Origin of the sequence: Spirosoma sp. KNUC1025 (assembly GCF_045160025.1) — a bacterium.
Classification (GTDB): Bacteria; Bacteroidota; Bacteroidia; order Cytophagales; family Spirosomataceae; genus Spirosoma.
Genome location: NZ_CP087141.1, coordinates 156,091 through 174,817, shown reverse-complemented (window position 1 = coordinate 174,817; position 18,727 = coordinate 156,091). Strand labels below are relative to the sequence as shown.

General features: G+C 50.0%; 18 protein-coding genes and 1 pseudogene. 5 read left to right on the top strand and 14 right to left on the bottom strand.

The window, feature by feature from the left end; all coding sequences use genetic code 11:
• Positions 1-379 precede the first annotated feature (379 nt).
• The gene (locus LN737_RS32650; RefSeq protein ID WP_231780450.1) at positions 380-721 is read right to left on the bottom strand and encodes a hypothetical protein; all 342 of its coding nucleotides are present in this window, start codon (positions 719-721) and stop codon (positions 380-382) included.
• An 82-nt stretch (positions 722-803) separates the two neighbouring features.
• Between LN737_RS32650 and LN737_RS32645 the strand changes: the two genes are divergently transcribed.
• On the top strand, positions 804-1,292 hold the full coding sequence (locus tag LN737_RS32645; protein ID WP_231780449.1) for a hypothetical protein: 489 nt from the start codon (positions 804-806) through the stop codon (positions 1,290-1,292).
• Between the two features lie 695 nt (positions 1,293-1,987).
• On the opposite strand, the gene LN737_RS32640 is transcribed toward LN737_RS32645, so the two are convergent.
• The 4 genes from LN737_RS32640 to LN737_RS32625 all read right to left on the bottom strand — a co-directional run bounded on the left by LN737_RS32640 (position 1,988) and on the right by LN737_RS32625 (position 3,529).
• Entirely contained in the window at positions 1,988-2,278 is a 291-nt protein-coding gene (locus tag LN737_RS32640; RefSeq protein ID WP_231780448.1) for a metalloregulator ArsR/SmtB family transcription factor, read from the bottom strand.
• A 95-nt stretch (positions 2,279-2,373) separates the two neighbouring features.
• The gene (locus LN737_RS32635) at positions 2,374-2,652 is read right to left on the bottom strand and encodes a helix-turn-helix transcriptional regulator (protein ID WP_231780447.1); all 279 of its coding nucleotides are present in this window, start codon (positions 2,650-2,652) and stop codon (positions 2,374-2,376) included.
• A 217-nt stretch (positions 2,653-2,869) separates the two neighbouring features.
• On the bottom strand, positions 2,870-3,259 hold the full coding sequence (locus LN737_RS32630; RefSeq protein ID WP_231780446.1) for a LytTR family DNA-binding domain-containing protein: 390 nt from the start codon (positions 3,257-3,259) through the stop codon (positions 2,870-2,872).
• 60 nt (positions 3,260-3,319) lie between these two features.
• Positions 3,320-3,529, bottom strand: coding sequence for a hypothetical protein (locus LN737_RS32625; RefSeq protein ID WP_231780445.1), 210 nt, complete (start codon positions 3,527-3,529; stop codon positions 3,320-3,322).
• Positions 3,530-3,883: 354 nt separating this feature from the next.
• On the opposite strand from LN737_RS32625, the gene LN737_RS32620 reads away from it, so the two are divergent.
• The 4 genes from LN737_RS32620 (at position 3,884) to LN737_RS32605 (ending at position 6,692) form a co-directional block, all read left to right on the top strand.
• Entirely contained in the window at positions 3,884-4,105 is a 222-nt protein-coding gene (locus tag LN737_RS32620; protein ID WP_405520900.1) for a hypothetical protein, read from the top strand.
• A 69-nt stretch (positions 4,106-4,174) separates the two neighbouring features.
• Positions 4,175-4,399 (top strand): hypothetical protein, encoded by a 225-nt coding sequence (locus LN737_RS32615; protein WP_405520899.1) that lies wholly within the window; start codon positions 4,175-4,177, stop codon positions 4,397-4,399.
• Positions 4,400-6,060: 1,661 nt separating this feature from the next.
• Positions 6,061-6,243: a hypothetical protein gene (locus LN737_RS32610; protein ID WP_405520897.1), complete on the top strand. Its 183-nt coding sequence runs from the start codon at positions 6,061-6,063 to the stop codon at positions 6,241-6,243.
• The gene (locus LN737_RS32605) at positions 6,240-6,692 is read left to right on the top strand and encodes a type II toxin-antitoxin system VapC family toxin (protein ID WP_231780442.1); all 453 of its coding nucleotides are present in this window, start codon (positions 6,240-6,242) and stop codon (positions 6,690-6,692) included. Before LN737_RS32610 ends, LN737_RS32605 begins: the two co-directional genes overlap by 4 nt.
• A gap of 850 nt (positions 6,693-7,542) precedes the next feature.
• Here LN737_RS32605 and LN737_RS32600 read toward each other — a convergent pair.
• From LN737_RS32600 to LN737_RS32560, 9 genes and pseudogenes are all read right to left on the bottom strand, one after another.
• On the bottom strand, positions 7,543-8,562 hold the full coding sequence (locus LN737_RS32600; RefSeq protein WP_231780441.1) for a GRP family sugar transporter: 1,020 nt from the start codon (positions 8,560-8,562) through the stop codon (positions 7,543-7,545).
• 14 nt (positions 8,563-8,576) lie between these two features.
• A pseudogene (locus LN737_RS32595) lies at positions 8,577-10,135 on the bottom strand (ADP-ribosylglycohydrolase family protein).
• Positions 10,136-10,152: 17 nt separating this feature from the next.
• Positions 10,153-11,103: a ribokinase gene (gene rbsK / locus LN737_RS32590; RefSeq protein ID WP_255709281.1), complete on the bottom strand. Its 951-nt coding sequence runs from the start codon at positions 11,101-11,103 to the stop codon at positions 10,153-10,155.
• 167 nt (positions 11,104-11,270) lie between these two features.
• Positions 11,271-11,639 (bottom strand): hypothetical protein, encoded by a 369-nt coding sequence (locus tag LN737_RS32585; protein ID WP_231780439.1) that lies wholly within the window; start codon positions 11,637-11,639, stop codon positions 11,271-11,273.
• 8 nt (positions 11,640-11,647) lie between these two features.
• Positions 11,648-13,549, bottom strand: coding sequence for a hypothetical protein (locus tag LN737_RS32580; RefSeq protein ID WP_231780438.1), 1,902 nt, complete (start codon positions 13,547-13,549; stop codon positions 11,648-11,650).
• 126 nt (positions 13,550-13,675) lie between these two features.
• Positions 13,676-14,260 (bottom strand): RNA polymerase sigma factor, encoded by a 585-nt coding sequence (locus LN737_RS32575; RefSeq protein ID WP_231780437.1) that lies wholly within the window; start codon positions 14,258-14,260, stop codon positions 13,676-13,678.
• Positions 14,261-14,277: 17 nt separating this feature from the next.
• Positions 14,278-15,807 (bottom strand): GH39 family glycosyl hydrolase, encoded by a 1,530-nt coding sequence (locus LN737_RS32570; protein ID WP_231780436.1) that lies wholly within the window; start codon positions 15,805-15,807, stop codon positions 14,278-14,280.
• Between the two features lie 31 nt (positions 15,808-15,838).
• Positions 15,839-17,701, bottom strand: a complete 1,863-nt coding sequence (locus LN737_RS32565; RefSeq protein WP_231780435.1) for a heparinase II/III family protein — start codon at positions 17,699-17,701, stop codon at positions 15,839-15,841.
• Positions 17,689-18,705 (bottom strand): zinc-binding dehydrogenase, encoded by a 1,017-nt coding sequence (locus LN737_RS32560; protein WP_231780434.1) that lies wholly within the window; start codon positions 18,703-18,705, stop codon positions 17,689-17,691. Before LN737_RS32560 ends, LN737_RS32565 begins: the two co-directional genes overlap by 13 nt.
• Between the last annotated feature and the right edge of the window lie 22 nt (positions 18,706-18,727).

Below are 18,727 nucleotides of genomic sequence, written 5' to 3'. Positions count from 1 at the left end.
TGTTTTCTTTACTTCGTAACATACAGGTACGATTATTCATGGTTAGACCCCAATTCACCTTATCGTCACTTTCGTACCGTACTGAATGCGTAAAGTTACTTATCCAGTACTGGAAAATCAGCCGTGTTTAGTCTATCGTTGGCGGGCCTATTTTCCCCCGTGTCATCTCATACCGGTAATCCACCAAAAAATAAATATACGTTTATTTCAAAGTATATGCTGTTGCTACAATTAATGTTACTAATATATTTGCGAGTACAATTCCCTATTAATAATATAATTTATTTAGTAACGTAACTTGGCTTACTTATGGGGGCCTGGTCTCTATGTTGACCAGGTCCTTTCTTTCGTTTTGTGGCTGGTTGCCAAACGGACTTTCTTATCGGGAAAGATACGCCAACAGGCCCACCGGTCTTTCGGCGCTTAAACCAGGAATGACGCTGGTTCCCGAAAGAGAACGTTGACGTCTGGCTGGCACGGGGAAAACTAAGCCCACACCGGCGACCGACATCGATCGTCCCTTCAGCCTGGCGGGCCTCCGTTCGAGCAATAGCGTGTTATTGGGCTCCGGCAGGGCCTTCGCCTGCTCCATTTTCTCCCATACAAGGTGCTCATTGGATTGCTCAAACGCTGATAGCTTATGCCGCCTTTTTCGACTGAGTGCATCCAGTATGACCAGCGAAAAGTAAGCAACCGAAAAAAAACCGGGAAAGGGTAGCAACAGGCCTGTAAAATGACTAGAAATCGTCGATTACTCCGTTAACCAATCCTCCAGGTAATGTTCTGGTTACATCCCTTGGCTAGTGAACGAATTGATGCCACGGGATGAGCCGTCACGTTGGGTTGAGGAGACGGAAGCGAGCGGTTTTGACTACGCAGGAAACAAGAAATACCCCTGGCTGGCTAACTATCGCTTCAGCGGGTCGTTTAAGCAGGGTAGGGCTTATCGTTTCTGCCCGTTAAACTGTATGGATAACGAAACCATCAAGCAGGATATCTACCTGGCCATTCATGAATTGTTGGCACTGGAACCGACCGTCGATAATGAGACAATCACGACGCTGTTTACCCGGATTAAAGTCTTTGCCGATGAATTGCCGGTTTATCCCAATCCGCAGACCCAGCCCCAGGTAGACGCCTATAACCTGGCCCATGGGCAAAGTGAAGCGGACCTGTTGTTTTTCTCGCCGGAAAATACCACGGAGGGATCAATCGGCGAGAGAGAGGCCACCTTAGAGCGGTTAAAAGCCAGAGCCCAGGAAATTGAAAGCCTACTTCGGGCTGATTCGTAAGGTCTAGAGTTTGTACGCTCCCGCTGAATCAGACACAGCCGGTAAAGACGTGAACTCAGAAGAGCCAGGTAGTCAGGACAGCCACCGCGATTAACATCAGTGAACCAGCTACGCCAAGCGTAAGGGTCCAGGGGCCGGGTATAAACACGGACGATCTCATAGCCATAAACGTTTTGTCCGACAAGATTAACCCGAATTAGTCACAAAAATAAGTACGGGAAGAAAAAATGTAACTAATCTTAGAAAGATACCGCAATACTGCTATTTATGGCCGGAATAATCCTATAGCACCAATAGCTCCGGGTACACTTAAATCCGTCTTGTGAACGCTAGCCGGATTGCTTTTATCACCTGATTTACGTGAGGGATTGACCGATACCGGTATCGTTGTATAGGGGTGTGGATCAGGCAGGAACCATTTGTTTCACTGGCAATAGCCCTTCCTAACGGCTCATATACCGCATTGACGGCCGATGGTGTTTATCGGCTAGCTCCATCCGCTGAGTAACGGGCAATGGGTTAAATGTGTATAGAAGCACCCATCTGTTTGCCGGTGCACAGGAATAAGTCATCAAATCCCGGCAATCCAGCCACATATTTTATTTCGTTTCAACACGTTGCAGAAAACATTACCTATTTTTTTTCCGTGCAATCCCAAGTTAGTTACCCAATCGAATCGATATTGAGGTCATACGTTACCCCTCCACCCGGTTCATGGCCCAGAGGATCATTTTCAACGCAGCCGGATCGGCCAGTGAGTAATAGATCTCTTTTCCCCGTCGCTGTCTGGCCAGAATATCCCGGTCTTTCATCTGGATCAGCGCATGCGACAACACGGACTGTTCAATCTGGAGCTGCTGTTGTAGATACGATACGTTCAGCGCATCGGTCTGAGCCAGCGCCAGTAGAATCTTCAGCCGCGTAGAATTGGCGATGGTTTTCAGCAGCTCAGCGGCTTTGGCAATTTTCTGATCAGCGCGTTTCATAACTACACTCCTTATCAATCCTTATCAGCCTTTACCCTCTTATCAACTGGTTACCGAACGGTTAGTTTCCACACCTCAACCCAAAGCTACCTTTCTCACTGCCGGTCGATAAAACCCGTTATCGCTTCGGGTAAGTCGTCAATGGCGATTGAATTATAAACCGCCTTGCCTTTCCGCCGGCTAGTCAGTATCTGCCGTTTGGCCATAACCTTTAGATGTTTGGACAGCAGTGTTGGCTCCACCAGCAGCTTCTGGTGTAAATCAGATACATTGATCTCCGGTTGTTTTCTCAGGGTATTCAGAATACGAAGCCGGGTGGGATGGGCCAGCGCTTTTACGAGTTCAGCGGTCTTGCCAATTTTTATGTCATCCATTGGTGATGCGTTTTGTACGAATCTGATCGACCTGTTTAGTAAGTGGATGATGTGTTGGGTAATTCAGACACCAGAACGCTTATTAAAAAAGTAACTCATATGAATAAAGGTTAATGATGTGACCTTTTGTCCAAACAACTGTCTAAGGGGGATAAAGTACAAGTTAACTGTCAAATGCCCGGACGAATTGAGCTGGGCTTTTTTGTTGCCTTCTATTTTAAAAGGTAGGCAGTGAGCTAAAATGATAGAAAAACCTAACTGGTTTTTTTCGATTCAGCCGGATTGAGGTTACCTGCATTCGATGCCGGGACACAGGCATGCTCTCCCCCGTGGTTAATTTGACAAACATAAGCCTGGGTGTCGCTCGGCTGACCTGCGAAACGTAAGCGGGGTTGATCAGGGCTGATCGATGAATGCGAATATAGGTTGGTAAATGCGCTTCAAATCGCTTTAGGGTATAGCTCACCAGTATGGGTCTGGCATGGTCCAGTAAATAAACCAGTGTATAATTACCCTTACCTTCCAGTCGAACAATGCGTTGAGCATCGTGAATCAGCCGGTATCCCGGAACATGGTCGGGGAGATCATCCTGTGATGGAGTAACCATTCGATAACTCGTTGAAAGGGCTTATCAACTAGGGGATTTTGAACCAAACCGCTTCTCCCGTTACAAGAATCGTATTCGCCGATGAATGAAGCGGATACCCAGATAGGTATAGAGTAGTAAAGCACCTGTTTCCAGGATCGCTTCCAGGGGATGGTGAGCATATACGCCGGATCGGTAGTCCTGCACCCAATCAATCATGGCAGCCGAGTAGCCAACGATGCTTAACAAGCTTCCCAAGACAAAAAGCCCAACCCATAGTTGCTGATGCATATCTGTACGTACGACTAATTCGATCAAGTAACATTACAACAGTTTACAACCCATAGACTGAAAATATACTCGACGGTTTAACCGGCCCACGGACACAGTTGAATCCCGGCGCGGATTTGCTGCGGCCGGTCCGCTCGCAGCTCCACTCTGCATGACTTATCTTTCAGAGCCGGATAAGTCATTCGATTACTCAGGTACGTAAACCGTTTCATTAGAGGTAAAACGACCTTCTAATATCACTATTTGATTTATTTTTTAAACTTTAAGGTGACTTTTTGTTAACTTTGTTGTCTACTCAACAGATAGCTGATTAAACCCGTGGAAAAGAGCCATTCCCTTATTTCGGTCCTGGGTATGATTTCCCTCTTATCGACCTTGCGAACCTTGTTTCCCGATCCCCTGGGTTTCTTACAACTCAGTCACTCGATCTTAGGGTGGCTCTTTTTTGTCGTTTCAGGCATTGGCTGGCTCTGGTGTGTATTACTGACAGGGATGCTGCGCGACTACCTGCTGCGTGAACACCATAGTCAGCAGGCAGGCCAGGCGAACCAGGGATTCTGGAGTTATAAGGCTTAATTCGATCGGTTAGGTACAGTTATTCATAAGCCGTATCTTGGCAGCTCTGCTAGGGTATTGGCCTTATACATGATGAAAAAGCGGATTACCATTCTGCTTGTGATGGGGGTGTTACTCATCCCGCTCCTTGTTCGAACCCTGTTTCCTTCGCTTTATAGTCGGATCTGGGAAAATTATCCGATTTACGGTTTTTTTCTGGTGCTCATCCTCGATATCGTTTGGATATGGGTGGCTTTGTTTGGGGCAATGGTAGCCAGTCGGATCATCCGACGAATCCGTAAACGACCAGACTAATTTGGCAGAAGTATTTTCGGATACGTATTTTTAAGTTTTTAGTCCTCCCATCAACAGCATTGCTTTACTTTCATGCCGTAGGGTATAGTCTGCGTTTGTTTGCCAAATAGCAGAAGTATTTAGCAGAAAAATACGGGTTTTACCGGTTAATCAATTATGAAACCCGTATTGGTGTATAGCCATGGATTCCTGGTTTCCGTCTTGAAATCCCCTAAGTTCACTCGTTCAGTTCATCGCATATTGTCATACAGGGCGTTCGCTCTTCCAGCACGGCTGGCAGCCGCTGCAGGGCGTCAGTAGACAGTAACCCGCGATTTCTTCAGTAAGACCAGACGAGCCTCTTCAAGCTAACCAACAAAAAAGCAACCCACATCACTGGTGAGTTGCTTTCCAATTGCATTTCCTCATAAACCTTAAACTCCTCCCTTTTCTTCCGATTAGGTAATACAAAGCTACGTGAGACCAGAATGGCATTACCTGGTTTTCGATGAACAGTAGATTTTTAACCGTTTTCGACCAAAAACAGACGATTTCTGTTACCTTTTAGTTTATTTGAGTAACAATATGCTTGATGGATTGGTGGTTGTTGGTTTGGTAGGGCGCATCACTAAAAGCTGACACCGTAACTTATTAATGCTTACGAGCCAATATTGCTTTATGATTATGATGAAAACGAATTGGCAGGACCGGTATACAAAAAGCAACCCGGCATATGCTGGATTGCTTTCCGATCCTATCCACACCATAGTAAGGCTGCCTGAAGACAGCGCTTACTTGATGGCATAAAGGTAAGATAAAGAGGATTCTGTTTAAGTAGCTCTTTCGAATCGTACACGATTCGCCACGGGCACTCGCTAGAATCATGAGCAGGGGTTCAGTACCCTATTTTACCGAATCAACCTGACTAAACTAATCGCCTGGCAGTTGATTCAGCAGCCGATGACGTTGCTCACCTGTCTGCCTAGATTTTGTCGATAAAGAAATTCATCTGTCGTCGTCCCGCTTTTTGAACCGGCTCGATTAACGAAGTATCCGACTTTCTGATCACTTTTTGGGCGGGCGTTTTCCAGCGCAACCAACTGCCGACCCATTTTCAACCCTGCTTTTCACCTTGGTCATAGGCCATTCGATTCTCAAACACCCCGGGCTTATCGGTTGCTTGAACGCGAATTACTCTCGCTTCGGCTTCATTCGTCATGTAAAGGCGAGCTGGCCCAGGCGAATTCCATTTCTCGGGCCGATGTGGCGGCTTGCATGCTAGCCCAGCAGGACAGCCAGGACCATTGGCAACAGGCGATTGCGGTGGCCTACTAATGGTCATGAATGCTTAACAACAGTTTGGCCACTGAGTCGAACTACTGCTTGTCGAACCCCTCTTCAGAGCAACTACGCTTGGTCAAAGGCCCCTCAAGTTCAGATCGGCATCAAGCGATAATCAATTAAGATCCAGAGTCTCTATTAACGCTCCAATCTGAGACGAAGTGGGTTGCGAGGTTGAGCATTAATGTGAACGAATTTGGCCGCAACTACTGAAGAGGTGGCTATATCCCTAAAAACGACTGACATTCATGTGGCTCAGCCTTCACCAACTGGTTTGATTCGTCAACAATTGAGATGTATTAGCCTCAACTTTTGTTAAATTTGTGAACATCGATCAAGCTATGGCAACGACAAACACGAAATCAAAAGCTAGGAGGCCCCTCAAGATAAAACTCCTAAACGCATCGGGTCAAGTGATCGAGGGTCTCATCCCATCTGGCCATCTGTCAACCGAAGACCCTGGATTGGCTATTGCCAGTGAGTTGGGTAAACACAAACACCTTGATCCCACGCCCATTCCTTGATTACGCTTACTAAGCCTGCCTTATTGTGTGATACGGGCCTGCTGAGCCGTGTTTTTCTAGCCAAATCACCCTTCCTGGAAGCGTATCAAGTTGCAATTGAGCGCTTTCAAGAAGTCATCAGCACGGCTGTTTTTATTGAGCTCCAACACTGGTTACTCATCCAACGGGGCCTAGCCATGCCCATTAGTCGGGCCGAGTATGATCGGCATCGAAAGCGGTTGGACGATTACATCGTTTTAAATAGTGATGGCGTTAGTGAGCAAGCCTTAGAAGTGGGCCGTCGATGGCCTGACACCGGAGTAGGGGATGCCTATACAATTGGTACGGCCCTGGTTTTTGACGTGCCGGTTTTTACGCTTAATCCAAAGCATTTCGAGCGGGTGAAGGGGCTTAGTTTATACAAGCCTGCTAATTATCAGGAGCTACTCCAAAGCACTAGGCGTACTTAAGTAACCTACTGCTACCATACAATTTGGTGCCAATTATCTGCTTGGGTAAAAATCTAAACTCGAAATTGTCGATTGAAACGGGCGTTAAAAAAACTATACCTAAGGGCTTAGCAATTACTTGGACCCCAAAACTCTTCTCTCCTAAAGGATAAATTCACTGAAAAGCGCCTAAATTAGCTGTATAACAAAACTCCAGTTTTGTTATACTTTTCGTCTAGGTGAACATAACGTAGGTGGCTGTTGCAAAAGTCGATCCAGCTGTGAACCGACTCCTGAAATCGGTAGTTTTAAGCCCTTTATTGAGGCCTAAAGATCTATTGATTTATAGGCATTGAACACGATCCGGACTTTTGCAACAGCCACATAGCATATGCTACGGATATGGCAAGACAGTTATTAAACCGGTCAATATCAACGACGCACTTACTCCATTCGAAATCGATTAATTAAATGCCAGTCCTTGTTACTTTCTGAACCATTCTACAGGCTATATATTAGTTAGTTTAGATTTAAACATACACCACAACCATTCAAAAAAGCCTCGGGATAAAACAGGAAAAGACTTTAGCTTTCTACCTTATTAAAAGTTGTCGTGAAACTTGTCATTTACTACAAACAGCCCGATAGTTCTTTTTATTGTCAAGAGTATTCTTAATTACTTAGGTCAATTTCCAAAATTTCTTCACATGTTACAAGCAGGTCAGTAAATACAAGATAACATTGAATCGAATTGCCAAGATGGAATAGCAAGTCTGTTTGGGCATAATGTTGAGCCAATGTCCCAGAAATAGGGCTTGACACCATTCAAAAAGGTTTCTGCACGGGTAATAACACCCATTATAGCAAGGTTTTAGCGGGCTGCAATTAATAAGGCTAACCCAATGGTGTAACAGATCAACATGCCATTCAGCAAGCTATTTACACCCCTCGGTGCCGATCGAAATTCACGCCAGATGTAGATGCCCCACAGCGCGGCCACCACCGTAGCTCCCTGTCCCAGTCCGTAACTGATGGCCGGTCCGGCCTTGTCGGAGGCCAAGATGCTGAACGACATACCTAGGCACCAGATCATACCACCCAGTACACCCGTCAGGTGGTTACGGCTACTGCCCCGGAAATAATCAGCATATCGAACGGGCGTACCCGCAAAGGGTCGCTGCATCAATAGTGTATTGAATAGAAAATTACTAAAAAAGATACCCAGAGCAAAAAAGACAACCGCCGTGTAGGGACTGAGCTTACCTGGTTCGGGTCGATCGAATTGAGGAAACATGGCCTGAGCTACGTAGCCATAAAACAAGCCCATCAAACTACCGGCAACGATTGACAGGACCAGTCCTTTGGTCGATACGCTATAGCTGGTCTTAGCGGAACCGGCGGTGGCCTGCGTAGCGGTTCGGCGGTAGGCAATAGCGTTAAGCAGGATCGCCAGTACAATAAGGGCCATCCCTCCAAACAGTAGGCCCGCATTGCCAACCGGTGCTTTTAGGTAGTTCACCACGACGCCAATGACAAGCGCCAGCCCAATCCCAACGGGAAAGGCTACCGACATACCGGCAATCGAGATAGCCGCCCCCAGCAGAATGTTGGCGGCATTGAAGAGTACTCCACCCCACAAAGCTGACCCCAGGTAAGCCGAGTCTGCCTGTTGAACATCCGCCACAAAGGGGCGTCCGCTTTCACCTTCGCTACCCAGAGTAAGCGCCAGCAGCAAGGCTAGGCCAGCGATGCCCAGTACGTAATCCCAGTAGAATAACTCGAAGCGCCAGTTACCGGCTGACAGTTTCTGGGTGTTGGCCCAGGAGCCCCAGCAAAGCATGGTAACCACGCAAAACAGTACGGCCGTGCCGTAAGACTCGATAATGAACATAGAGGCTTAAGGGGTTAGTAGCGGGCTAGAATGGGTTTGTCGCCAAAAATGATCAGACTTCGCAGGCGCACTGAGTTATCCTTGTCGGGGTTAAGCAGCTTCAACCTAAGCGAATGCTTGCCCAGTGATAGTTGGTACTTCCAGGTCAGATCATAGCGACGGCGAGTGAAACTAGCCGGGAGTTTGGCCGTTTCCAGCTTTTTATCGTCCAGGTAAACCTCCACCTCGGCCGTGTAGTCACTTTCATATTCGTACTGGCCTTTCTGTACCTTTGGCTTACTATCACCAACGACAATAAATCCAACTCCATCGAATGTAGCGGTGTACTCATCGGTCATGTCTTTGTTGATGGCTCGTTTTTCGGTTGGAAAGTGTCCGGTAAACCCCTGCTCCAGCCGCACGGTTTTGGGCGTTTGCACGGCTATAGTAACGGCATTGCCTAACACCTTGCCTCCGTTGCGTTCAATGACCTGAAGCGCGTGCTTCATACCAATGCCATAAACATCATTGAGCGACATGGTGGTATACTTAAAGTCGATGTCTTCTGCTTCGCTGATGCCCAGTTTCCAATAGGCAGGAATTTTATCGTAACCTAGCAACGTGCCCAGAATCCCCCGGCCGACGATGGGTTACAGTCCGAATCCTGACCGGCGCGAGTGCTGATCTGCATAGTTTTGGTGTAGTCGCCCTCCCCGTACAACAGGCCCAGCACAATGTAGGCCGAGTTGATTTTCGCATCGATATTATATGGAGCAAATATGCCATCCGGGCAGCCGACTTCGTCCGCCCATTTACGCTGTATTTCCAGCCAGGTCCGCTTCCAGTCGTTCGGATACTGGCCGTGCCACTTAATCACATCGGAAATGCACTGGTAAAAGGTACTCTGGGTCGGCACGGCTTTCAGGCCTTCGCGAACGACGTAGTTAATGTCGTTGTTCACAAAGGCCATCGCGTACATAGCTCCTACATAGACACCCCCGTACCAGCCGTCGCCGTAGTTCATGATATGCCCAATCGGATCGCCAATTTTAATCGCCGTATTGGGCATACCGGGGGCCATCAGCCCCGAAAAGTCAGCCTCAATCTGGAAGTCGATATCGTCGGCATGAGGGTTGTTTAGCCAGTGCCCCGATTCGGGCGCTTTTATGCCGTTGAGCACATTATAGCGACCTACCTGGTTAGCATGCCATAGCATGTAGTCGGCCCTGGCGAAGGCATTGGCATGGTCGCTGACGGGTGCGTCGAGGCCTTTTTTCTCGAACACATCCACAAACGTCAGGTCCATGTAGAGATCATCGTAGAGGCCGGGATTCTCAAGCATGGTTTTCTTGATGTAGCCATCATACCACGGAATGGGCTGATACTCATTCATCATAGTACCATTGAATTTGAATTCGGTTGGTCCGCCGAAAGTGCAGCCGATGAGTTGACCTGCCCAGCCACCCTTGATCTTATCCTGTAATGTGGCTTTCGACATGGTTACGGTAGCGGGTATTCCTGTTCCAGGTCGCACTGGTGCCGGATTGAACGCAGACAGGACCAGTAAGGGAAGAATGAAATACGTTTTTTTCATGGGGCTTAAAACGATTGTTAATGTGATGGAGAAGTCAATACGGGTAAGGCGTCTACCTCGTGCCGGTAAGGCAAGGATGTCTGTGCACCCAGTCGGGTAACCGAAATCGATGCGGCTTTGCAGGCGAACCTAACCGCTTCAGGTAACGCCAGCCCTTCGGCCAAGGCCACGGCCAGCGCACCGTTGAAACAGTCACCGGCCGCCGTCGAATCCACAGCCGTAACGGGCGGGGTGGCAATCAGGGATGCTTCCGCAGGAGTGGATAGATAAGCGCCCCGCGCACCAAGGGTAATGATGACATTCGGAACGCCGGATTCGTGCAGCCGTTGGGCGGCCTGCCGAGCCGTCGTTTCGCCGGTGACGCGTACGCCCGTCAGTAATTCGGCTTCGGTTTCATTCGGCGTAATCACATACAGACACGACAGGATAATCGGGTCGAGAGACTGCGCCGGGGCGGGGTTCAATACGACCCGTATACCCCGCTCATAACTTTGCCGAATGGCGTAGTCAACCGTGGGGAGGGGCGTTTCTAATTGAAGCAGCACCACGGCGGTCGCGGCATCGGTCAAGGCGGCCAGTGCCTGAGCTACCTGCGCCTGCCCCAGCCGGGCATTGGCACCGGACGCGACCATAATGCAGTTTTCGCCCTGATTGTCTACCCCAATAAGAGCTACGCCCGAGGGCTCGTCGGCATCGGTCGTCACAAAATCGGTTCGAATGCCTTCCCGCTCAAACTGCTGACGTGCCTGCTGACCAAACACATCGTTCCCCACAGTAGCCACAAAGGTAATCGTAGTTGAGGGTGCCCCCTTAGCCAACCGCACGGCGGCTACGGCCTGGTTAGCTCCTTTACCTCCGGGATTCATCAGAAATGTCCCACCGATCACCGTTTCCCCGGGAGCAGGCAGTTTATCCCCCTTAATTACCATATCGGTATTCGAACTACCAATGACACAAACGACAGCCATATCTACGAATTTTATTTGTTGAACAACCCTGCATTCAGTATACTCATTACATTCGCCATGCCCAATCAATAAGCCCTTTAACGCAAATTGACTGACCACAAAAACATTTACTTGAGTCTCCTATTCCCGATACCGTATTGAGAAGGGTGCTTCTGATGCCTCAGTTGCTACAGCTCTTTTAATTTGAAATAACAGAACAAGGGCCAGGTATGAGGATGCGAGCAGTACCCCTGGAAGGCCCGTTTCAAATCGGGTGAAGGTACCCAGAAAGCGTACAGGCCTTCTCGGTATAAGGTGGAGTTGACCTCATCGGCAGCGGTCCACTGACCCATCCAGTACGACGGATAGTTTAGCGTATAGTTGTGAAACGAAAATTTCATCAATAACGACCAGGCTTCGTCTTTATCGAACGTAGCCACACCGAGCAGTACAGGATACTCCAGAGAGAACCAGATACCGCCATCTTCGCCATCGGGGTGGCGACCCCATAACGAGCGCTCCCGGGTTCTGATACCGATTTTCTCCGGCGTCAGCACTTTGCTTTTTACGTAGTCGTAAATCTCTTTTTTCGTGCGACCGATAAGCCCGGAACCTGCAATAGATACCCCTGCGGTTCCAGGCAAACATTATCGACTCCAAATTGTAAGGAACGACTTAGATAAGCCCGGGCCGAATATTTTCGATCACCCAGATCGCGCATATACGCATGCGCAATGTTAGCCTCATAGTCCGTCAATGCCATTACCAGCGAGTAAGCCTGCTTATTTTCTGATTTTTTCAGTGCTGCGATCAGTTTGGGGAAAGTAGCCAGTACTACTACCGAGTTGAGATGCGACTCAGCCGACCCGGCATAGATATTGGGTGAATAATCATGAAAAAAGCTGTCACTCCAGTCAGAATTCAGCATCTTCACCAACCCGTTCGGCCCTGTCCCTATCTCATCGCGCAGGTAGATGAAATACTTTTTCACCATCGTCAGAACCGACTCTTTCTTTCCCGCTTCGGCCGGGTAACAGGCGACCTCCTCGGTTAGAAATGGGTAGTCCTTCGTGATCAACAGGTATTCGGCGAGAGCATAAAAGAAAAATAACTGCTCATCACTTTCTTTGTACAACGAAGGGGCCGTGTACCCAAAACCGGCATTGCCCCGCTTAATTTCTCCGTCGGCTCCTGAGTGCTTGATCACGTACCGCAAAATGGATTTGGCCAATGCCGGACTGGTATAGCAGGCTGCCAGAGCCGCCTGCAAATGATCCCGGTTCGAGATATTGTCGCCGAAATAATAGCTGTAGACCGTTCCCTGCGGAATGAATGTTTCCTGATAATAGGCGCTGTACTTGGCCGATGCTTCGATCATATGCGCATTCCAGAGCATTTCCCGCTTGAAAATATCGTTTTTCTCCGCCGACAGATCGGGCAGTTTAGCCTGCCACTGTTGTACGAATAAACCCTCCCATGGGTCGCTCAGGCTAGCTCCCCGAAAGAGGTCTGCCACCTGCGCTTCCACATCCGCAAAGTTTGTCTGCTTATGGTTGGTTGCCAGTCCGATCACTACGTTAAACCGCATGGTCTGACCGGGTTTTAAGGATGCCTTTACGGTTGTTGATAACGTATCGCCTTCCGCCCTTACCGTCGACTGGTAATCGACACGCGAATGATCGGCGTACATAAACACCGAAGGCGGGCCAACATCGTAACTATAGTTTTGGGTGGGGTTCGGCAGCACCAGAAATGCATTGGGAGTGTACGTAATGTTCGCAATGGCCAGTTGCTTCTTTGGATCGATCCGCATCGTAGCCTTATAGGAAAGCGGGCGTTTCGCTTTGTCAGTATACTGGGTGCCGTTGAGCACAAAATTGACCAGCATCCGCTCGGTATAGGCAAAATCCTGCGTATCGTTGCTGCTGTTTTTCAAGGTAACCGTAACCACAAAAGCGGGGTTGCCGGTATTGATGGCGGGGGAAGGCTTAAGGGAAAGTATGCGGGTACAACTCACCTGACTGGGTAGCTGATACGTATACTTCGCAAAGCCCACGCCAACTGTTTTTTGCACCGCTGCCGGATCGGCAGCTATTGACTTGAGGCCAACCAGTGTTACTTTATTGATTGTCTGGCCATCTCTAAGCACGATATGGGCATCATTCCAGCCATAATTGGTTTGGGATGCGGCATTCACTCGGGCCCAGGCTCTTTCGGCCGTTAAAAACTGATAGGTGCCGCTCACATGCGTCAATAAGGCCATGCGATAATTGCCCAGTAAGAAATAGGGATCTTCCGGCAGATTGGCATCCTGGCCCTTGTCGTCCCTGGCGGTAAACGGTAGGGCACCCGTATATTGATAGGTGGGCAGTCCCTTTGCCGATAGTCCCCAAACACCAATTGGCTGGGCAAGGGCCATTTGTTGGCCTACTAGAAGCCAGACAATTAACAGAAACACTACTTTCATGAAGTAAACCGTTCTTTGATTGTCAAACAGACAACGGGTTCGTTATTCCCGGTTTTAGCCGGATGGCCGCTCAGCTTCCAGTGTTCTACCCTATCCTAAACGGTATTCAGAATGCTTTGGGACGCGTTATAAGGCGCCCAGTTGCTGTACTGATTTTCGCACATAAATCCGCAGACTCGTAAGGGCTACTTTGAGAGTGTTGTAAACCGTTTTCATGGATATGTCCATCACCTGAGCGGCTTGCTGATACGTCAGCCCTTTCATGTACACCAGATACAGAATTTCTTTCTGGCGCTTCGGCAGTTTGTTCAGTTCCGCTCTGACTACCCGGTTTTGTTGCTCGATCAATTCCTGCTCCACCACGTCCTGTTCGTACGGCGGAATTGAAAAATCGGCCTGATCGAATAGATACTCTTCCGAAGACAACCTGTTCGACCGGCTCACCGTATCCAGCAACCGACGGCGCAACGCCCGGTAGAGATAAAACCGAATATTATCCGTAGCTCCCAGCCGATCCCGGTTTTCATAAATGTGCAGAAACAGCGTATGCAGGCAATCTTCAACGAGGGGCTTGTTTCGAACCAGGTTGTACCCATACCGATACAGGTCTGCCGCAAACAAATTGTAGAGCTGCGAGAAAGCGTCACGGCTGTCGGCACGACAGGCATTCCACAGTTGGATGTGCTCGCTGGTAGTCAGTCGGTTATTCATGGATGGGCTGTAAACGGTTACTGAAACTTCACCAGACTTTTATCGGCTATCAGGATGGGCGCGTCGTAAATCGGAATATCGGTGAAGGTGTAGATGGCCCCCGTTTTTTTCCATTGACTGGCCGGAATTTCATACACGCCACCCGTGATAATGTCGACGTAAACCGGCGTGTCGATGTTGGCATTGGCAAACGAGAACGACAGGCTACGGGTTGCGTTCGATTCGACGGGAATGTAATCGTTTGCCCAGATCGTAAACACCTGCTTTTTCGTGTCTTTGTGCTGGTAAGCATACACCGCCAGACTCCGGTCAGTACCGGGTGAGTAAGTCATTTCGGCCTTGTTTTCGGGCACGAAAGCCCGGTTGTAGGTATGGTCCAGCTTTTTAATACGTTGCAGCGAATGGTCGAAGATGGCCGTTACGTTCTGAATGGCGTAGTAGGCGATTTTGGGACGGATCGCTTGTTTCGTCGAATCGGACTTGATGATTCCTTTATAGTTGAGACGGTTAATTGGTCCATTAGTGTACGCCATTTCGATAATACCGAACACGCTTGTTTCAATATCGTGGCCCAGGTCGCCCAGCATCCGGCGCGTGTCCCATTTGGCCTGTGTCAGCTCACTCCACTCGTAATCACCCAATGCACCCCGACCAAAACCAGGGCTTGACGGTGCCCCATTTTCACCCTGCCGCAGCGGAATAGTTGGCGCGTATTTATCCAGGACAGCCCGCAACTGCATCACTTTTGGATAGTGCGAATCGGGGTTGTAGGTATAGTCGTGGTAGGTAAAATTATCGAACAGGTTGATTTTCTTTTTCTCAGCCAGTACCTTGAAGAATCGGTCGGCATAATCCAGACCGATGTGCCCCAGCGCCAGTCCCGACACCTTCGCGTCGGGTTGGATGCGTTTGATGATGTCGATGGTACGAATATTCAGCGCAGCAGCTTTTTCGGGCGTATTTTCCTGATTGTCGCCGAAATTGGGTTCGTTCCAGATTTCCCAGTCGACCACCTTGCTTTTGTATCGCGTCACCAACGCTGCGACCCACTTATCCCAGGCTTCCAGCGCTTCCTTCGACGTAGGCACCCCGGCCCCCAGGTTTGACCCGCCCCCATTCGGGTAATTATGATTCCCGTACGAGGTTTGCAGCCAGGGTTTCAGCCCCCGTTTGTGCGCATCGTCGATGATATGGTCGAGCCAGGCCCAGTCATACTGCCCGGGGCGGCCATCCGTCTTTATTTTTTCGGTTTTGTCCCAGCCTGCCTGCATCCGCAATCGCTTGATGCCCAGTGGAACGAGGTATTCCTTGTACTGGTCATAGTCAGTAAAGTCACGGTCCATCGTCTCGCAACCAATCAGCCAGTTGGAGGATTCAATTTCGTTGGTCGAACGGGGCTTCACACTACCCAGATATGGTAAGTCAATCTTGAACGATGTTTTGCTTCGATCCTTACCCGTGTCGATTTTCTGGGCTAAAACAGTTTCAGATTGGGCTACTAGCAGGCAGAGGGCAGCTAATGTGGTGTTAACGAAATAGGTTGTCATATAGGGAATGAATTTAACAGACTGTCCTGAATTACTTCGGTTTAGCAGGTCCGGATACACTACCCGGAATGATCTGAACTGCTAGTTTGGTGGTACTATTGCCTGGCGATGCCAGCCGAACGACAATTCGACTTACGCCCGGATTTGGTGAATCCTGTGTGTTCCTTGCTACAGAAACATCCTCAATGTCGATGGTTGTACCAACCGGCGATTCAATGAGCAAGGCCAGCGACTTACCATCCTGACGCAATAGCAACCCGTTGGGCGTTCGGCTTATGGCCGCTTTAGTGAGCCACTGCCACGACGCGTCGACGGGCTTATTGCCTGTGGTCCATTGATCTTCGATAGTCACCGAACGGTCGGCATTAAGCGTTACCCCACGTTGGACATGAGTGACCTGATTACGGTAAAGAGATGTCAGATCGACTGAGTTTCCCATGCTTCCCTTTTTGACCGGTAACGTAGTGACTTCGCCTTTGCCAGTGATGTCCTGATACGCCCCATCAAACCGGAGAATGTTGTGTCCCTCCGGGCCAACCCGGAACGTAGTCCAGCGGTTGCTGGTTTGAGCATAGCTCCACAGGTCGAGTTTAGCAGCCCGCATCTTATCGTAGCTCTCCGTTCCCAGATCCAGCGCCCAGCGAACACCATCGGCTTCGAGCACGAAACTGCCCACATCCATATGCGCGTGGGAGTGATTGGGCGTCCCTCCTTTTAAGGCCACAAAGGTTGCCATCGGGTCATTCCAGGCCGACCGCATAACCGCCATGGGCAAAACACCCTGCGAGGTCCAGTGGCGGGATGATGCCGTCACGGAGGATGCGACTAGCGAGGGTTCCCACCACAGCAGTTCGAGGGGCGTATGCCGGTTGGGATGAACGCTGCTTTTGGTATTCGAAATCGCTGCCCGATACAGTGCATGTACGTCAGCCACTTCCTGCCGGGCCAGATCCGGGCGATGGTTTTCTCGGGCGAACCACAGCATAATGGGCTCGTTCTGCGTTTCGGCGTGGTAGTCGGAATAGTTGAAATCCAGCCCACTCGGCCCTACCATTTGCAGGTTAAAATCAGCCGTTTTGAGGAAGCCGGAAAACTGTTCGAGCCCATAGCTGGTGCCCAGCGCCGACCGAAGTGCTTCGATGAGCAACACATGAAACGTAGTGCCATACGACCAGTAACTTGGCCCTTCGGGATAAGCCCCATCCGGTGCGTAAACGGCTCCCGCATGGGGCAGGTTTTTGATAGCCCGGTTGATAATCTGTTTGGCCAGTTCGGGCTCGCGTTCGGCAATCGCCAGGGCACCCACTGTCAATCCGCCGTGGCACACCTGCGTCCAGTTAAAATCACCGTCTACCCAGCTACCGTCCCCCTCCGATACGTCCAACGATGGCAGTAAGGCATTTTTGACAATAGATCGGGCAATTTGATCGCGTTCATCCGGTGTCAGCTCAGCATACAGCCAGTCGAGGCCAATACCAGCCGCCAGTGACCCTTCGCCAACATCCAGAAAGTGGTTCGGTGCCCAGTCGGGCAGATCAGCCAGTTGCCGAAGTTCCTGACGGGCACGGTTCAGAAATCGTTGGTCGCCCGTTAGCCGGTAGCTCATGGCGAGCGTTAGGATACGGCCCTGAACGGTACGCATCGGCCCGAATTTGAAGCCCGTCGACGGGTACACGATCTGTTCGGAAGTCAATGTCTGTTCGGCGGTTTGCAGAATATATGACCGCAGTTGTCGGGAAACCGAATCGCTCTGATTTTTCACTTCGATAAACCGGGTGGCACTGGCAAACAAACGCGGGTGGTCGGGTACGTGCTGAAACTGTACCTGGGCGTGAGCAAACGTACTCAGCCAGCCCAGCAGCGCGACGCCCCACAAGCGATTCAAAGGTCGCATTGGAGCAGATATTTCATCCCAGCGGGATTGTTGTCAATCGTTTCAAATACAGCCTTCGCATCGGCCAGCGGAGAAATCTGCGTAATGAGCGCGTCGAGGGGCAATGTACCCGAAGCGGCCAGCGCAATGGCTTCATCGAAGTCTTCGGGTTCATACACCCGCGCCCCGATCAGCTTTAGTTCACGCCAGAAAAAGCGGAACAGATCGACTGCTTTCGGTTCGGCATGGATAGCGACCATCACAATTCGGCCCCGCACCCGCGATAGTTGCGTCATCACCGCTACGCCAGCCTGCACGCCCGATACTTCAAAAACCACATCAGCCATGGCCCCGCTTGTAAAGTCTTCCACCTGAGCAACCAGATCTGTTTCTTTGGGATTGACCGTTGCCAGCCCCATTGATCCCGCCAGTTTCAACCGGGCTTCGTTGACTTCCGAAATAAGTACCTTAGCGCCTTTTTGTTTGGCGACCAGCGCAATCAACATGCCGATGGGCCCGCCACCAATGATCACGACATTTTCGCCCGCCTGCACGTCGCCAAGCCGCACGTCGTGACAGGCAACGGCCAGTGGTTCCACCATAGCGCCGAGCGTCAGGGGCAGGTCTTCGGGCAGTCGGTGGAGGGTGTAAGCCGGTACGTTCCAATACTGCTGCATACCGCCGGGCGTATCGATGCCAATGAATTTGAGGTTCTGCCCAATGTGCCGAACGCCGTTGTCGACAGCCACTTCCTGCCCCGGCTTGAGTGGCCGAACGGTTACCCGGTCGCCGGGTTGCCAGCCCGTAACCCCCTCACCTACCGCGTCTATTTCGCCCGACACTTCGTGACCGATCACCTGCGGCAGCGTGAGCCGTTGCGCCATAGCACCGTGATAAATGTGAACGTCGGTGCCGCACACGCCACAGTACGCCACTTTCAAACGAACCTCGCCGGGCAGTGGCGACTGTAGATCAACGTCCTGTAAATCAAATGTTTTATTGCCAATAAAATGGAGAGCGTTCATGAATTGATTGTGGTTATGTTAT